At 70.0% G+C, this 15,671-nt stretch carries 13 protein-coding genes; 3 read left to right on the top strand and 10 right to left on the bottom strand.

What is annotated here, in order from left to right; genetic code table 11:
* Positions 1–16 precede the first annotated feature (16 nt).
* Positions 17–1,843 carry an acyl-CoA dehydrogenase gene (locus A3IC_RS0106040; RefSeq protein WP_020549162.1) on the bottom strand — a complete coding sequence of 609 codons (1,827 nt, stop codon included), beginning with the start codon at positions 1,841–1,843 and terminating at the stop codon, positions 17–19.
* Between the two features lie 237 nt (positions 1,844–2,080).
* Here A3IC_RS0106040 and A3IC_RS52815 point away from each other — a divergent pair, with 237 nt between their 5' ends.
* Positions 2,081–2,479 carry an SseB family protein gene (locus tag A3IC_RS52815; RefSeq protein WP_020549161.1) on the top strand — a complete coding sequence of 133 codons (399 nt, stop codon included), beginning with the start codon at positions 2,081–2,083 and terminating at the stop codon, positions 2,477–2,479.
* 41 nt (positions 2,480–2,520) lie between these two features.
* Here the strand turns inward: A3IC_RS52815 and A3IC_RS0106030 are convergent, their stop codons facing one another.
* The 8 genes from A3IC_RS0106030 to A3IC_RS61865 form a co-directional block, all read right to left on the bottom strand.
* A complete protein-coding gene (locus A3IC_RS0106030; protein WP_158695828.1) occupies positions 2,521–3,444 on the bottom strand; it encodes a hypothetical protein in 924 nt (307 codons plus the stop codon).
* A gap of 343 nt (positions 3,445–3,787) precedes the next feature.
* The gene (locus A3IC_RS0106025) at positions 3,788–5,050 is read right to left on the bottom strand and encodes an ABC transporter permease (protein WP_020549159.1); all 1,263 of its coding nucleotides are present in this window, start codon (positions 5,048–5,050) and stop codon (positions 3,788–3,790) included.
* A complete protein-coding gene (locus A3IC_RS0106020) occupies positions 5,047–5,751 on the bottom strand; it encodes an ABC transporter ATP-binding protein (RefSeq protein ID WP_020549158.1) in 705 nt (234 codons plus the stop codon). Before A3IC_RS0106020 ends, A3IC_RS0106025 begins: the two co-directional genes overlap by 4 nt.
* On the bottom strand, positions 5,748–7,211 hold the full coding sequence (locus A3IC_RS52810; protein ID WP_063744806.1) for a peptidoglycan-binding protein: 1,464 nt from the start codon (positions 7,209–7,211) through the stop codon (positions 5,748–5,750). The genes A3IC_RS0106020 and A3IC_RS52810 overlap by 4 nt, the downstream gene beginning before the upstream one ends.
* Before the next feature lie 165 nt (positions 7,212–7,376).
* On the bottom strand, positions 7,377–8,174 hold the full coding sequence (locus A3IC_RS61870) for a hypothetical protein (protein WP_020549156.1): 798 nt from the start codon (positions 8,172–8,174) through the stop codon (positions 7,377–7,379).
* 270 nt (positions 8,175–8,444) lie between these two features.
* The gene (locus tag A3IC_RS0106005) at positions 8,445–8,876 is read right to left on the bottom strand and encodes a hypothetical protein (RefSeq protein ID WP_026217936.1); all 432 of its coding nucleotides are present in this window, start codon (positions 8,874–8,876) and stop codon (positions 8,445–8,447) included.
* Positions 8,877–9,456: 580 nt separating this feature from the next.
* Positions 9,457–11,157 (bottom strand): N-acyl-D-amino-acid deacylase family protein, encoded by a 1,701-nt coding sequence (locus tag A3IC_RS0106000; RefSeq protein WP_020549154.1) that lies wholly within the window; start codon positions 11,155–11,157, stop codon positions 9,457–9,459.
* Positions 11,158–11,314: 157 nt separating this feature from the next.
* Entirely contained in the window at positions 11,315–11,941 is a 627-nt protein-coding gene (locus A3IC_RS61865; RefSeq protein ID WP_020549153.1) for a TetR/AcrR family transcriptional regulator, read from the bottom strand.
* A 199-nt stretch (positions 11,942–12,140) separates the two neighbouring features.
* Between A3IC_RS61865 and A3IC_RS52795 the strand changes: the two genes are divergently transcribed.
* Complete coding sequence (locus A3IC_RS52795; protein ID WP_158695827.1) at positions 12,141–13,259, top strand: PP2C family protein-serine/threonine phosphatase; 1,119 nt, start codon at positions 12,141–12,143, stop codon at positions 13,257–13,259.
* Positions 13,260–13,301: 42 nt separating this feature from the next.
* On the opposite strand, the gene A3IC_RS0105985 is transcribed toward A3IC_RS52795, so the two are convergent.
* Entirely contained in the window at positions 13,302–14,147 is an 846-nt protein-coding gene (locus tag A3IC_RS0105985; protein WP_020549151.1) for an LPXTG cell wall anchor domain-containing protein, read from the bottom strand.
* A 415-nt stretch (positions 14,148–14,562) separates the two neighbouring features.
* Here A3IC_RS0105985 and A3IC_RS0105975 point away from each other — a divergent pair, with 415 nt between their 5' ends.
* Positions 14,563–15,354, top strand: a complete 792-nt coding sequence (locus A3IC_RS0105975) for a maleylpyruvate isomerase family mycothiol-dependent enzyme (RefSeq protein ID WP_026217934.1) — start codon at positions 14,563–14,565, stop codon at positions 15,352–15,354.
* The last annotated feature ends 317 nt before the right edge of the window (positions 15,355–15,671 follow it).

Genomic DNA, 15,671 nt, shown 5'->3' with positions numbered 1-15,671 from the left:
CCGGCGGCAAAGCCCCCTAAAAAGCCCCTTCCGGCAGCTCCATGATCGTGTTGTCGATCTGCTCGACCATCAGGCGCTGCGGCGTCAACAGCGGCAGGATCTCGCGGGCGAAGTGCTTCGCCGCGGCCACCTTGCCCTGGTAGAACGCCTCGTCCCGACCGGGCGTGCCGGCCAGCTTGGTCAGCGCCACCGCGGCCTGGCGCAGCAGCAGCCAGGAGACCACCAGGTCGCCGGCGGCGATCAGCAGTCGGGTGGTGTTCTGGCCGACCTTGTAGATCGAGTCGATCTCCTGCTCGGACGCCATCAGCTGGTTGATCATCGCGGCGACCATGCCCTGGACGTCCTCGGCGGCGGTCGCGAGCAGCTTGACCTCGGCGGCCAGTTCGCCCTCGGCGTGCGCGGCGATGAACTCCTGGATCTCGCCCGCCACCACGGTCAGCGCCTTGCCCTGGTCGCGGACGATCTTCCGGAAGAAGAAGTCCTGACCCTGGATGGCGGTGGTGCCCTCGTAGAGGGTGTCGATCTTGGCGTCCCGGATGTACTGCTCGATCGGGTATTCCTGAAGGAAGCCCGAGCCGCCGAAGATCTGCAGCGACTGCGCGAGCTGCTCGTAGGACTTCTCCGAGCCGTAGCCCTTGACGATCGGCAGCAGCAGGTCGTTCACCCGGTCCGCAGTCTCGTCGCTTTCGCCGGCGAGCGCGGCGCCTTCGATCCGGTCCTGCCACGAGGACGCGTACATCACGAGCGCGCGCATGCCCTCGACGTACGCCTTCTGGGTGAGCAGCGAGCGGCGCACGTCGGGGTGGTGGGTGATGGTCACGCGCGGCGCGGCCTTGTTCGTCATCTGCGCGAGGTCGGCGCCCTGGTAGCGCTCCTTGGCGTACTCGAGCGCGTTGAGGTAGCCGGTGGACAGCGTCGCGATGGCCTTCGTGCCGACCATCATCCGGGCGTACTCGATGATCTTGAACATCTGCGCGATGCCGCTGTGCACCTCGCCGACCAGGGTGCCCACGGCCGGGACGCCGTGCTCGCCGAAGGTGAGCTCGCAGGTCGTGGAGACCTTGAGGCCCATCTTGTGCTCGACGTTGGTGACGAAGGCGCCGTTGCGCTCGCCGAGCTCGCCGGTCTCCGGGTCGAAGTGGAACTTCGGGACCACGAACAGCGACAGGCCCTTGGTGCCGGGACCGGCACCCTCCGGGCGCGCGAGCACCAGGTGGATGATGTTCTCGGTCATGTCCTGGTCACCCGAGGTGATGAAGCGCTTGACGCCCTGGATGTGCCAGGTGCCGTCCTCCTGCCGGACCGCCTTGGTGCGACCCGCGCCCACGTCCGAACCCGCGTCGGGCTCGGTCAGCACCATGGTGGAGCCCCACTGGCGGTCGACCATGAAGCCGGCGACCCTGCGCTGCTCCTCGGTGCCGAGCGTGTGCAGCACCTGGGCGAAGTCGGGACCCGCCGCGTACATCCACAGTGCCGGGTTGGCGCCGAGCACCAGCTCGGCAACCGACCAGCGCAGCGAACGCGGGCAGTTGGTGCCGCCCATGTCCTCGGGGAGCGCGAGGCGCCACCACTCCGAGTCCATGTACGCCTTGTACGACTTCTTGAACGCCTCCGGCAGCGTGGCCGAGTGCGTCGCAGGGTCGAACACGGGTGGGTTGCGGTCGCCCTCCGCGAACGAATCGGCGAGGTCGTTCACGGCGAGGCGCTCGACCTCGGCCAGGATCGACTTCGCGGTGTCGACGTCCATTTCCGCGAACGGACCCGTGCCATAGACCTGTTCGCGTCCGAAGACCTCGAAGAGGTTGAACTCCAGGTCGCGGAGGTTCGACTTGTAGTGACCCATGACAGGCTCCGCCCGTGGTTGCGTCCTGTGGACTGCGCTGACTGAACTCTGAACCGGTCGACCGAACCGATCGACCGAACTGAACCGAAACCCAGTGTACTGGTCAGTAACATAATGATCGTACCCATGGGTAACTTTTTCAATGCCCCGGAGGTTCCCATCGGGTTACCACCAGGTACGTGTGACCGTCTCGACGCAGGGCTCAAACCAGGGCTCCGGACCCGCTAGCCTCGTGGTGTGTACGGCTACGCAACGGAAGAATCCCAGGCCCGCGCGGAGGCGCCGGCGCTTACCGACGCCGTGCGCGCGTTCGCCACGGGCGTCATGAACGGCGAGGACTTCCAGTCCATCTTCATAGCGTCGAAGGTTTTCTGTCCGAGGGGTGACCGCCCGGGGTTCCTGGCCCTGCACAACACCCCCGAGCCGGTGATCCCGATGTTCAGCTCGCTCGCCGAACTCAAGAAGTACGCCGGCGAGGAGTCGCGCCACTTCACCGTCACCGGCGCCGAGGTCTTGGACCTGCTGCCCAACGGATACGGCTTCGTGCTCGATCTCGACGGCGAGCACCGGGTGATGTTCGACGCGAAGGCCATAGAACAGATGATCGCCTTCGCGATGCGCCGGATGTACGGCTGACCCCACGCGGGGTCGACCGGCGCTCGCCGATGGTCGGGTGATCAGCTCGTCGGCCGACCGGACAGGGCTTGCGATGCGCCGCGCTTCATCGCCTCCTGGTAGTCCTTGACCGCGCCGAGCTGCTCGGCGTTCTCCTCGATCAGTCGGTTCTGATACGCGGCCTCCACCGCGAAGAGCAGGTCGACCAGCCCGGTCTCCCGGCGGCACGCGACATCGGCCCGGGCCGTCGCGATCTCCTTCGCGCCGGCCGACTCGCTCGCGAAGGCGGCGTCGTTGTTGGGGTCCATGTAGTTCTTGTACTTGTAGCCCGAACGCGCCATGCACGCGCTCCATCGGGCGTCGGCCTCCCGGGCCCTGGAGTCCGTCTCGGACCCGGTCGCGGCCCGGCCGGAGAGTTCTTGCACGAACCGACGGTATTCGGCCGGCCGCACGCCGCCGGCCAGGATGCGGTCGGCCTCCTCGCTACAACCACCGGGCGGAACCGTTCTGCCGTCCGGGGTCTGTCGGATCGCGCCGATCCAGATCTGTTGTTCCAGCGGCGTCGGGGTCCGGGTTCGCGGCGTCGGCGGCGGCTGCGCCGAGCCGGCGACGGCGCCCGGATACTTGAATCCCCAGCGGGCCGCCGTGTCCGGATCGAAGTTGCCGAACCTGCGGAAGTTGCGGCCTTCGGTCTGCGGTTGCGGGCCCATGTCCGGGACCGGCCAGTCCACCGAGCCGAGCCGTTTCATGCAGTCGCCACCGACCAGATAGCCGGCCCGGTGGGCGAGTTCGTTGTCCTGGGTGGTCGGCCAGTACGCGTCCAAGGGCAACGCGGTGTCCGCAGGCGTGCGGATCGCCTTGATCGGGCCCAGCGGGGGTTCGGCCGTCGGATCCGGGCGATCCGCCGAGGACGCACAGGAGACGGCGGTCAGCATCAGCGCGGCAACAGCCGGTAGTAGTAATCGCGATGGTCGTGACATGGGCATGACGGCAGCTCCTCGCGCGACGAAAACCCTGCGGTTGCCCGGAAGATAGCGCGTGCGAGAGCGCACCCGCGCCCGCTTTCGGCAGGCGGGGTGCGCTTGTGCCCCAATGCCGAGCCGATTCCGATACGGAATCAACGGCGTGTGTGGAAAGGGAGTTCGTGCATGACCGGCCGGTGGCCGTGGTCGGATCCGGTGTCTGCTCAGGCCGGGCGATGGCCGTGGTTGGCTCTGTTCTTGCGACGGGCCTTGCGCTTGCGGGTCTTCCTCGACATCGCGCCCCCTTCGTCGTCGTGCCGCATGCCTACCCAGGGCCGGCCCGTGCCCAAGCCCCGATCCGCGCGAATCAGCGGCGCAGGGCTTCGACGGGTTCGATGCGGGCGGCGCGCCAGGCGGGGTAGAGGCCGGCGAGGAGCCCGGTGGTGAGGCCGATCAGGGGGGCTGCGGCGACGGTGGTGGGGTCGATGACCGGGGTCCACTGCTTCGTGGCGGCGGTGGTGACGACGGTGACGGTGCCCAGGCTGGTGCCGACGAGGCCGCCGAGTGCGCCCAAGGTGGCGGATTCGGCGAGGAATTGGCCGGCGATGTGTCGGCCGCGGGCGCCGAGGGCGCGGCGCAGGCCGATTTCGGCGGTGCGTTCCATGACGGCGACGAGGGTGGTGTTGGCGATGCCGACGGCGCCGATGATCAGGCAGATTCCGGCGAGGAGGAGGAAGAGGGCGCCGAGGTCGTCGGTGACGTTGTCGCGCAGGCTCCGGGGGTCGGGGGGCGGGATGGGTTTGAAGGCGTCGGGGGCGTCGGGGCGAAGCGCGTAAGGGGCTTCGCCGGCGGTCTGGCGGGCGGCGCCGATCTTCGTGGTGACGAGCATTTTGGCGCGGTCGCCGGGGTCGGGCGGTCCGTAGATCTTTTCGGCGGTGGTGCGGGGGATGAGGACGGACAGCAGGAGGTCGGCTTTGCGGTCGGTGTCGGCGAGGATGCCGATGACGGTGAAGGGGGTGTCGCCGATGAAGATGGCGGGGGCGGTGTCGAGGGTGGTGATGCCCAGGCGGCCGGCCATGCCTTCGCCCAGGACGGCGACCTGTTCGGCGCGGCCGTCGTGGAAGGTGTCGTAGCCGCGGCCGGTGGCCCAGTGTGGTCCGGCGGCTTGGAGGAGTCCGGGGGAGGCGGCGAGGACGGGGATCTGTTGGCCGCCGGCGTCGCGGCCGACGGGGGCGGCGCGGACGGTGGTGCCCGGGGGGAGTTTGACGTTCCAGTGCACGCCGGCGTGTTCGACGCCGTTGAGGGCGGCGACGCGTCGGTCGGCGTCGGAGGTGAACATCAACGGTTGTACGGCGGCGTCCGGGCCGCCGGTGTCCTCGATGGTGACCTCGGTGGCGGTCAGGGCGTTGAAACGGTCGCCGATCTGCCCGGTGGCGGTGGCGGTCAGGCCCAGGATGGCGACGAAGGTGCCGACGCCGAGCACCGTGCCCAGTGCGGTCAGGATCGAGCGGGCGGGGCGTTGGAGCATGCCGGCGAGGGCTTCGGAGAACAGGTCGCGCAGGTGTTGGCGGGACGGGGTGATCCGCCGTCGCGGTTGGTCCGGGGGTTTCGGGAGTTCGTCCGGGCTCATGCCGGCGCGCCTTCCGACACGACGCCGTCGCGGATCGCCACGGAGCGTTGGCCGCGGGCGGCGACGGCGTGGTCGTGGGTGATGACCAGGATGGTCATGCCGTCCGCGTGCAGGGCGTCGAGGAGGGCCAGGACGTCGTCGGCGGTGGCGGTGTCCAGGTTGCCGGTGGGTTCGTCGCACAGGAGCAGGGAGGGGTCCGCGGCGAGCGCGCGGGCGATGGCGACGCGTTGGCGTTCGCCGCCGGAGAGAGTGGTGGGGGTGTGCTCCAGACGGTGTCCCAGGCCGACGCGGGTCAGGGATTCCCGAGCGCCGGCGGCGCGTTCGGCGCGGCTGCGGCGTCCGCCCTGGTACATCGTGGCGAGTTCGACGTTCTCCGTTGCCGTGCGGTGGGGCAGCAGGTGGAAGGACTGGAAGACGAAGCCGATCCGGGAGCCGCGCAGCGCGGTGCGGTCGCGCTCCTTCAGGGTGCCGGTGTCGATCCCGTCCAGCAGGTAGGTGCCCGTGGTGGGGCGGTCCAGCAGCCCGGCCACGTTGAGGAACGTGGACTTGCCCGACCCGGACGGCCCGGTGATCGTCACATACTCGCCCCGCCCGACGACCAGATCGCACGGCCGCAACGCGGCAACCGGTGGCGGACCCGGATAGGTCAACCCGACACCGACGAACTCCACCACCGGCGCGGGCCGTTCCGCGCCCGTCACGGCCTCGCCCCGGTACCGCCGGGCGTCGTGTCCCGGCGGTTCGCGCCGACCACGACCCGATCGCCCGCGGCGAGCGCGCCGGCGCCGGTCGGCGCCACCTCGACGTATCCGTCGCCGGAGGTACCCGGTCGGACCTCCACCCGCCGCTGCACGCCGCCCGGTTCCAGGACGGTCACCACGGTCCGGCCGTCCGCGCCGGCGGAGACCGCCGACACCGGCACGACCAGGACCGGACCACCCGAAGAGGCCGCCTCGACGGTCAGGCGCACGTCCTGACCGGCCAGCTTGGGATCCAACGCGGTGGCGGGGGCGACGATCACCGGGTAGCCCCGGCCGCCGGCCGCCATCGGCGCCGACGCGCCGCCCGCGCCCTGCGCGGCGGTGTCCTCGGTCTCCGGGGCGTCCGCGACCGAGCGGACCTCGCCCGCGGCCTCGATTCCGGCCAACTCCGCCAGGATCCGCACCTTCAGGCCGGGCCGCACCAGGCCCTTCTCGTGTGCGGCCAACTGCCCCTTCACCACCAGGTCCCCGGCCGACACGGTCAGGGCCTTGTCCTTGACCTCGCCACCCACGACCGCCTGCACCGCGTCCACCCGGGCCGGGAAGCGACTCAGGAACACCACCTCGCCGGCGGGCACCATCGCGCCGGACCTGGCCTTGAGCCCGGCGAGCGCGTCCTTGGCCCGGGTCAGGTCCTCGCTCGCGTAGCGCACCTGTTGCGCCGCGGCCCTGGACCCGTCCGCGGCGCCGCCGGTGGGCGGCGGCGTCGACCCGCCCGGCGCGCTCCCCCCGGAGGATGCCCCGCCCGCCCTGGCCGCGTCCCGCGCCTGGGCCAACGCGCGCTCCGCGCCCGTGACCCGGTCCTCGGCGGCCCTGACCGCGTCCTCCCCGCCCGCCGTCGGCGCGTCATAGCCGGTCGCCCGGTAGAACGCCGCAACGGCCGCCTTCGTCCCGGCCCCGTACGTACCCGCCTTGTCCGCACCGACCTTGTACCCGAGCCGCACCAGCGCGACCTGCAACTGCTCGACGTCGCGACCCTCGCCGCCCGGCCGCAGGTCCCGATACACCGGCAGGTCTCCCGGCAACACGAACACCGGCCGCCCGGACACCTCCAGCAACACCTGCCCCGCCGCGAGCACGTCCCCGGCCTTCACCCGAACCCCGGTCACCACCGGCTTCGTCGCCCCGGCGCCGTCCTTGCCGCCGGCGAGGGACACCTGCGGCGCCACCACGACCGTCTGTCCCGCCGTCACCGTCCCGCGCAGCACCACCGTGTCGGTGAGCACCCGTCGCTCCACCACCGCCGAGATCACCGACGGCGCGGGCGCTTTGGCCTCCGCGGCCTTCTCGCCGGGTGACTTGACGAACCGTGCGGCGAGCAATCCGCCGCAGGTCAGGATCAGCGCGATCACGACCAGCCCGACCAGCGCCCGCCGGCGTCGTGCCGCAGGGGTCGGCACGGGTTCGAACTCCGGTTCACGGGAGTCGAATTCGAGACCGGGAATGGTTCCGATGAGAGTCCTCGCTTCGATCACACCGACAAGGCCGCCGCCCGACCGCAGCCTCAGACTGCCAACGCTCGGGTATGCCCTGCAGGGGAAGTGCGATATGGCCGGGGAAGTCCGTCAGCGTCCGGCGAGCACCCGGGCGGCGTTGCGCGTCGAGTTGGCCAACCATGCCTTGTACGCGGTCAGTTCCTCGGCGTGCTGCTCGACCGCCTGCTGCTCGTAGGCGGTCCAGACCGCGATGCCCGTGTCGGACAGGTTGGTCTCCTTCTTGCAGCGCGCATCCGCGACGGCCGTCTGGATTTCCTGGCCGGTCGGCGTCGCCGTCGTCCACTTCGGGTCCGTCATCGCCTCGGTGGTGTCCTTGTACGTGTAGCCGGCGGTCTTCATGCACGTGCTCCACCGGGTCTGCGCGGCGACCAGACGGGCGTCCTGGCTCACCGGACCCAGCAGGCGAGCAGCGAGGTTGCGGGCGAAGGACGGATCGGCCGGCTCGGGCGGTCCGCCCTCGGCCAGTTTGCGCTTGGCCTCGCGCAGGCAACCACCCTCCGGCACCGGCGTCCCGCCGATCTCCTTCGGCCCGGTACCACCGATCAGGGCCGTTTCGGCCTCGGTCAGCGGCACTCCGCCCGGCGGCGCCGGCCGCGGTGCGCGGGTGCGCGGGCTGTGGTAGCCGGACGTTTGCGCCTCGGCGGGATCGGTGGGACCGAAGCGACCCGGATTGATCTTGCTCAGGAATGTGGGCGCATCGCCTTTCAGCGGTATGCGACCGGTGAATCCGAAGCGCTGGAGGCAATCGTTCTGGAGGGTGATGGCCGCGTTGTCCAGATCGCGTATCTGGTCGGGCGTCGTCATGTAGGCATCGAGCGGGAGCGCGTAGTCCCCGACGATTCCGGTCACCGGATCGGCCACCGTCACGGGGGGAATGGAGGCGGGCGGGCGCACGTTCCCTCCCGGATCGGCCGACTTTCCGTCGTCGCCACCACCTGAACAGGAGACACAGGCGACGACCACGAAGGCGATCGTCGGCAGAAATCTGTTCGTACGCATGCGCCTGCCCGTTCTGTGGATGCCGTGCCCACCGGTTCGATCGATTCGACGAGACCGGGAAAGAACCGGAAGGAGCCGGCCCGCCTGCCGTCCCGCTCGAATGGCGCGGGGAGCAGACGGGTCGGTGCTCCGGGTTTCCTAGTACCAGGAATGCGCCATCAGATTGTTCTTGTACGTTCCGTTGAGCACCGGTACCCCGGACAACGGGTTGAGCTGGAACGGGTCCGCGGGCTGGTTCCCGTACGAGTTGCAGTCCGACGCGATGTGGTTGATGAACAGGAAGGCCGTGTAGTTCTGCGTGGAGTTCAGGGCGCCGGCCTGTTGGTTCGGCACCGGGTGGCCGTCGCTGAAGTAGTGGCCCGTGTAGTTCGGGGTGCAGCCGAAGCCGCCCTGATTCGGCGGATAGTCGAATCCGGCCTGGCCGCCCGCGTAATTCGAATTATAGAAATAGCACAGCTTGTTTCCGCCCGCGCACGAGGTCGCGGCACCCGCCGATCCGGTGCCCAGAGTCATGCTCGCGAGAATCATGCCGGCCACGCCCAGGCTGCCGATGAGCTTCCGAGTACTCATTCTTCCTCTTTTCATGCGCCGGGTAGAGGTGTCCAGGTACTGATTGCGGCCGCTCGCGGGATGCGTCGAAGAAGTGCTTTCACGCACGCGTTTCGGGCCGGCCGGGAGGGCTCCTGCGGTACGCGTGTGCGGGTGATCATTTCCTCACATCGGGTGACCGCCGAGTACCTGAAGCAGTATCCGAAGGCCGGTGTGCCGGGTCAAGGCGATTCGGATACGGATAATCTCCGCGGATGGTCCGGCGTAACGGAATATGGAATTCCGACCATTGGAAATGCGCGGCCATCCCAGGCGTTTCGGCTCGGGCTGCGCGTATTCCAAGGCGATGTGTGTGCCGGCCCTTGTGTTCCGAGGCGACGACACGATTCGATCCTCGGGCGCCGGGAATGCCGGCTTTTCCATGATGTGGTCGATCTTTTGCCTCGGGTGAGGTGACCCGGATCTCATCCGGCCCCCGGCGCGAGCGGCGGGGGCCGGAGCGGAGCGCACGAAGGCGCCGACGATCGAGGGCCGCGGGGCGAGGGTGTCCGTCGCCCGGGGTGCCCGATCGTCGGCGCCGGGTGGGCGGCCGTGGCGGGGTTCAGCGTGCGCGGCGGCCGTGACGCAGGAGTTCGCCGCTGTGCACGCCGGTGGGTTCGTCGTTCTCGATGGTCACCCGGCCGTTGACCAGGATGTAGCGGTAGCCCTTGGCATCGATTACGGTGCGAAGTTGGCCGGCGGGCAGGTCGTGGACGAATGTCGGCTCACCGTAGGCGAGTTCGTCGTAGTCGTAGACGATGATGTCGGCCGCCGCGCCCTCGCTGAGCACGCCTCGGTCGGTGAAGCCCGCGCAGCGGGCGGGCAGGCCGGACAGACGCCAGTGGGCCTGTTCGAGCGAGGTCCAGGCGTGCTTGCGCACGTACTCGACGAGATACTCCGTGCCGTACATGCCCGCGCTCAGCGTCTTCAGGTGCGCGCCGCCGTCGGACAGGCCGGGCAACAGGTACTCGTAGTCGACCAGTTCCTTCAGCCCCTCCAGGGTCGCGTTGAACTGACCGGTGTGCACCTGCGTGGTCAGCCCGTCGGCGACGGTCACGTCGCACAGCACGTCCACCGGGTGCCGGTCCAGCCGGGCGCCGATCTCCTTGAACGTCAGGCCCTCGTACGGCTTGTACTCGTCGGTGAAGGTGCGGTGCAGCTTCATGTCCGGGTACAGGTGGTAGAACAGCGGGTCGAACTCCCGCAGTTGGGCCCGTATCGCCGGGTCGTTCAACATCGCGATCTTCTCTTCGACCGTCTCGGCCGCGAAGATGTCGGCCACCGGCGGTCGGGTGGACACGCCGCCGTACAGGAAGCTGAACGGCACCGGGACGTCGGTCGTCATCGCCTGCCCGTAGATCGGGATGCCGCGTTCCTGGCAGCGCCGCAGCCACTCGATCTTGCGCTTGTACAACCCGCCGCTGCGCGAGTTGGCGATCACCGCGTTCCAGATCAGCGGCCGGCCGCTGACCTCGACCAGGTGCTCGTACTCCTCCTCGGTGATCTGCGTCCCGGAGACCTGCATGAAGCCGCGGCCCTGCCGGCCCAGTGCCCGGGCCAGCGCGAGCCGGGTCTGCGGCCACATGATGTCGGTGGGCATCGGCGTGCCGTCGAAGTCGCCCTGCATCAGCCGGCCGTTCGGATTGCCCGGTTCGCCCAGGCACTGTGCCGACCAGCCGCATGCGCCGGCGTCCATCGCCTCCGCCAACAGGCGCGCCAGCTCGGCGTGTTCCGCGTCGGTGGGCTCGGCGCCCGCCTTCGCCCGGTCCAGCCCGAGCACCCAGATCAGCAGCGGGTTCACCGGCACGTACGGCAGCACGTTGACCGCCTTGGGCGTGCGGTCGACGCTGTCCAGGTAGTCGGGAAAGGTGACCCAGTCCCACGGCATGCCCTCGCGCAGGGTCTCGGTGGGGATGTCCTCGACGGCCGTCATCGACAACATCGCCCGCTCGCGCATGTCCTCGCGCACCGGGGCGAAGCCGAAGCCGCAGTTTCCGGTGACCACCGAGGTGACTCCGTGCGGGCCGGAGGTGGTCAGGTACGGATCCCAGAAGACCTGGCCGTCGTAGTGGGTGTGCAGGTCGATGAAGCCCGGCGCGACGATCAGTCCGCTCGCGTCGATCACCCGGTCCGCGTCCTGTGCCGGGATCCGTCCGATCCGGCTGATCACTCCGTCGGTGATCGCGATGTCGCCCCGGAAACGCGGGTTTCCCGAACCGTCGACGATGATGCCGCCCTTGATGACCACGTCATGGTTCGCCATGGCGTCCCCTCCTCGGCAGAGCCCTTGATCCAGTCGAATTAATGAGTGTGTTTAATACGAGGCCCACAAGGAGTCAAGGGATTCCGCGGCGGGGCGTCCGCGCGGGATCGGTGGGGGGTGTGGTCGGGTGCTCCGCGGTGGGGTCGATCCCGGCGGCTCAGCCGCCCGCGAGGGCGCCCGCGACGATCGTGGTCAGGTGGTCGTCGAAGGCATCGGGACCGAGCAGCCCGGTGGGCACGATCGCGTCCGGGCGGGCCGGCGCGCTGTGCCGCGCGGCACGGGCCGCACACAGCATGCCCACCATCTGGGTGACCAGGAAGGTGCGGGTCTGTAGCGCGATCGGGTGCAGTTCGGGCCGCGCCGCAGCGACCGCGTCCACCACGTCCTGAACGTCCTCGCCGCCGAGCAGTGGCGTCACCGGCGAGGTCGCGTCGCGCAGCAACTCCACCGAGATCTGCAGGTAGGCCCGGTCGGCGGGCGAGCCGTTGAGCAACTCGGTGATCGGCAGCACGATCGCGCGGGCGAATCCGGACAGGCGCTCCGGCTGCTCGCGGGCCGCGACCAGCAGCGCCTGGCGGCGCGCGTAGACGACCGGGACGTGCCGTTCGACGATCGCGCGCAGCAGTCCCTCGCGACCGCCGAAGTGGTAGTGGATCGCGCCGGCGTTGCGCTGCCCCGCCGCACGGGTGATGTCCTGCAACGGCACGTCGAGACCGTGCCGCGCGAACAAGAGCTCGGCGGCCTCGACGATACGGCGCCTGGTGGGGCCGGAGTCACGGGGCATGCGCGCAGCATATGGCCTGGGTGAGGACCGGGTTCGAACACGAATGGCGGTGCTGTCAAGTGCCTGTTTGGCCAGGTTTGGATACGTTTTGGACCTAATGGGACCTTCGCCCCTGTCCGGGTGTCACGCGCCACGTGACGATGGAGAGGGGCCGGTCGTCGGTCCGTCCCCACTGCGCGTCAACGAAAGGTCCCGATACATGCCTGCCATGGCCCTCCCCGCCGGCCGAGCCGTTCCGGTGGCAGCGGGTTTGTATGTGGCAGTGCTGCTGAGCCGGCTGCTCGCCCCGCCCTATTTGGACATGCACGCGGTGCTGATCGCCGTACCGGCGGTCGTGGCGATGGCCTACCGGCCATGGATGACGGCGGTGGCCGGAGCCATGGCGCTGGTCACGCGACTGTTGTTGCGGCCGGAAATGTACAGCGGCGACTACGCCGAGTACAAGAACACCACGGGCGTCTCGGCGGCGATCGTGATCGTCACCCTGTTCGGCTGCTGGGTCGGCTGGGAGCGGCGGCGTCAGGACGCCCGGCTGCACCGAGTGCAGTCGGTGGCGGAGGTGGCCCAACGCGCGCTGTTGCGGCCGGTGCCCAGGATGATCGGCCGGTTCGGCTTCGCGGTGCGCTATCGGGCGGCGGCCGAGGAGGCGTCCATCGGCGGCGATCTCTACGAGGTGCTGGAGACGCCGTACGGGGTGCGGGTGCTGCTCGGCGACGTGCGGGGCAAGGGCCTGGAGGCGGTCGACATGGCGGCCCGCACGCTGGGCGCGTTCCGCGAGGCGGCCTACGACGCGCCGACCCTGGACGAGGTCGGCACGCGGGTGGACCGCAGCCTGAATCGGCAGCTCGGCGGCGAGGACTTCGTCACCGCGGTGATGGTGGAGCTGTGCCCGGGCGAGGACGCGATGCAGGTCCTGGCATGCGGCCATCCGTCGCCGTTGCTGGTACGCGGCGGCACCGTCGGCGAGGTGATCGCCGAGGCGGGTCTGCCGCTGGGCATGGGCCTGCTGCCGGCGGCCACCGCACGCGCGGTGGAGCAGGTCCGCATCCGGCCGGGCGACGTTCTGCTGCTGCACACGGACGGGGTCACCGAGGCCCGGGACACCTCCGGCGCCTTCTACGCGCTGGCCCAACACTTGGCCGTGCACGCGCACAACGACGCCGCGGCGATGCTGGACGCGGTCGAGCAGGGCCTGCTCGCGCACGTGGGCGGCAAACTCGAGGACGACGCGGCCATGCTCGCGGTGACCCTGGCCGGCCCGCTGATGAAGGTGGTCAAGCCGACTCGGACCCTGCAATCACTGCGCAACCCGGCTTGACCCACCGTCCGGGCGGCGGGTCGGCCGCCGGACGGTCGGCCGTCAGGCGGTCGGGCGGCGGCGCCTGGTGAGCACGATCGTGGTGGTGCCGAGCAGGACGAGGCCGACCGCGGCGGCGGCGAGTGCGGGGGCGTGCGAGGGACCACCGGTCTTGGGAAGGGCGGCCGGCAGCGCGGCGGTGGCGGTCGGGGCGGACGGAGTGGTCTCAGCGGGCTTGGTGTCTTCCCGAACCTGGGCGGGCTTCGCCGGAGCGGGCTTCGTGGGCGTGGGCTTGGTGGGCGGTGTCGGCTGCGCGGTGGCCTGGCCGAGCGCGAACTGCCGGTAGACATTCTGGCCGCGAGGAACTCCCGCGGAGAGGTGCCCGTCGGTCACCTGAACGGGGGTGCTGGTCTTGATCGTGACCTGCATCGTGACGGTGGTGCGGCTGCCGGGGTGGCCGCCGCCGCTGATGACGAACCGTCCGCCGAGGACGGGGTCGCACCCGGGCTTGACCGGGAGGTTCTGCGGGGCCTGGCCGGGCAGTGTGTAGCGGATGGCCACGTCCTTCGCCCCGCCGTGGTGCAGACGGCCGTCCGGGGAGTTCTCCCCCTGGTCGATCAGGCCGAGGCCGACGCCCACCGGGATGCGACCGAGCTCGACCTTGGAGTTGTTGGTGACGGTGAGCCGGGCCGTGAAGGTGCTGCCTCGGGTGACCTTGGCCGGCACTCCGGACAGGGTGACGGACACCTTTTCCCAGTCCGTTTGGTCGGCCGTGGTCGCGGAAACCTGCTTCCCGTCGCCGTCCCCGCAGGCGTAGGCGGTTCCGGCCATGCCGGGCAGGATCGGGGTCAGCGCGAGGGTGATGGCGGCTGCGGCGGACACGCCGATCTTCTTCGTGAAACGGCTCATAGCGGGCATACGCATGGTGGAGTTCTCCCCTGGGCAACCGGTGTTTCGAAATGTCGACGCGGAGTGAGGCCGAGCGCGGTCTCCCGCTCCGGGGCTCCGCTGCCGTCTTCGTTGCTCTCAACCGTTAAGACGTCCATCCCCGAAGGGGGTTGCGGCGCGTTGCCAACCGAACGCCAATTTTTCCCAGGCACACGGATCGCCCACCCCGGCGCCGGCAAGGGGCAATCGGGCCAGGCACGATATCCGCATCGCCACAGCGGGGCCGGGCCTCGGCAGTGCGCGGGGCCTCGTTTGAAAAGAGGGGCGCGGGCCGCCCGGCCGATCCGCTCGGACCGGCGCGCCCGTCGATCGTGGCGCGGCCGTCGGTCCACTTTCCCGCATCCGCCGTGCCCGGATGGCGGTCTACCGTGACGACATGACTTCCCTGAGCCACGACCGCCACTGCTCCGAGATCGTCGCCCAGATCGACCTGCTCCGCGCCGCGATCGACGGCGCGGACCTGACCGTCCCGGTCCCCTCCTGCCCCGGGTGGAGCGTCGGCCAACTGCTGCGACACCTCGGCGGCGGCCAGCGCTGGGCCGAGGAGGTGGTCCGGACCCGGGCCGAGGGACCACTCTCCGACGAACACTTCCGTGACCTGTCCGCGTACACCCACGAGGACCCCGCCGTGGTGGGCCCCTGGCTCGCCGAGGGCGCCGAACGCCTCGCCGAGACCCTGCGCGAGGCCGGCCCCGACGCCGAACTCTGGACCCCCGTCACGGGCGGCACCACGGCCTTCTACGCCCGCCGCTTCACCCACGAGACGGTGATCCACCGCGCCGACGCGACCTTGGCGCTCGGCGCGAAGTTCACCCTCGATCACGAGGTGGCCGCCGACGCCCTCGACGAATGGATGGAACTGGGCTCCCTCCCGTTCCACTTCGAGGTCCACCCCTGGATGCGCGAACTCCTCGCCCCCAACCGCACCATCCACCTCCACGCCACCGACGCCGCACCCGCCGCTGCCGCGGAATGGGTGGTCGACCTGACCGGTGAGCAGATCACCTGGCGCCGCGCACACGAGAAGGCCACGGTGGCAATGCGCGGTCCGCTGGTGGACCTGCTACTGGTCACCTACAAACGCCTCACGCCGTCCGAGGCCGGGATCGAAATTCTCGGCGACGCCGAACTCCTCGACTTCTGGCTGGAACGAGTGAGCTTCGGCTGAACACACCCCTTGGTCGACTCGGATGTGCACCCAATCCGCGGCACGGGACCAACCCGCCCACTCGACATCCCCGGTGTGCCTGTCCACGCTTTGCCCGCCCGGCCGAACCAACCGACCAAGCTTCCCCGCCTCGCGGCCCCACCCCGGCGCGTCAGCGCCCCCGACCCGCGCCACCCCCAGCGATCGACGCGCGAAGCGCGGAGAGCGGCGGAGCCGCCAGTTTGGACTTCGTGGCCCGGAGCGAAGCGGAGGGACACGAAGTCCCGAGCGAGGGGCCGCCTTTTTCTCGGAGGAGCGAAGCGGGGGAGAGAAAAAGG

The organism is Embleya scabrispora DSM 41855, from assembly GCF_000372745.1.
In the GTDB taxonomy this organism is placed as follows: domain Bacteria; phylum Actinomycetota; class Actinomycetes; order Streptomycetales; family Streptomycetaceae; genus Embleya; species Embleya scabrispora.
This window is presented reverse-complemented; position numbering and strand designations above follow the sequence as displayed.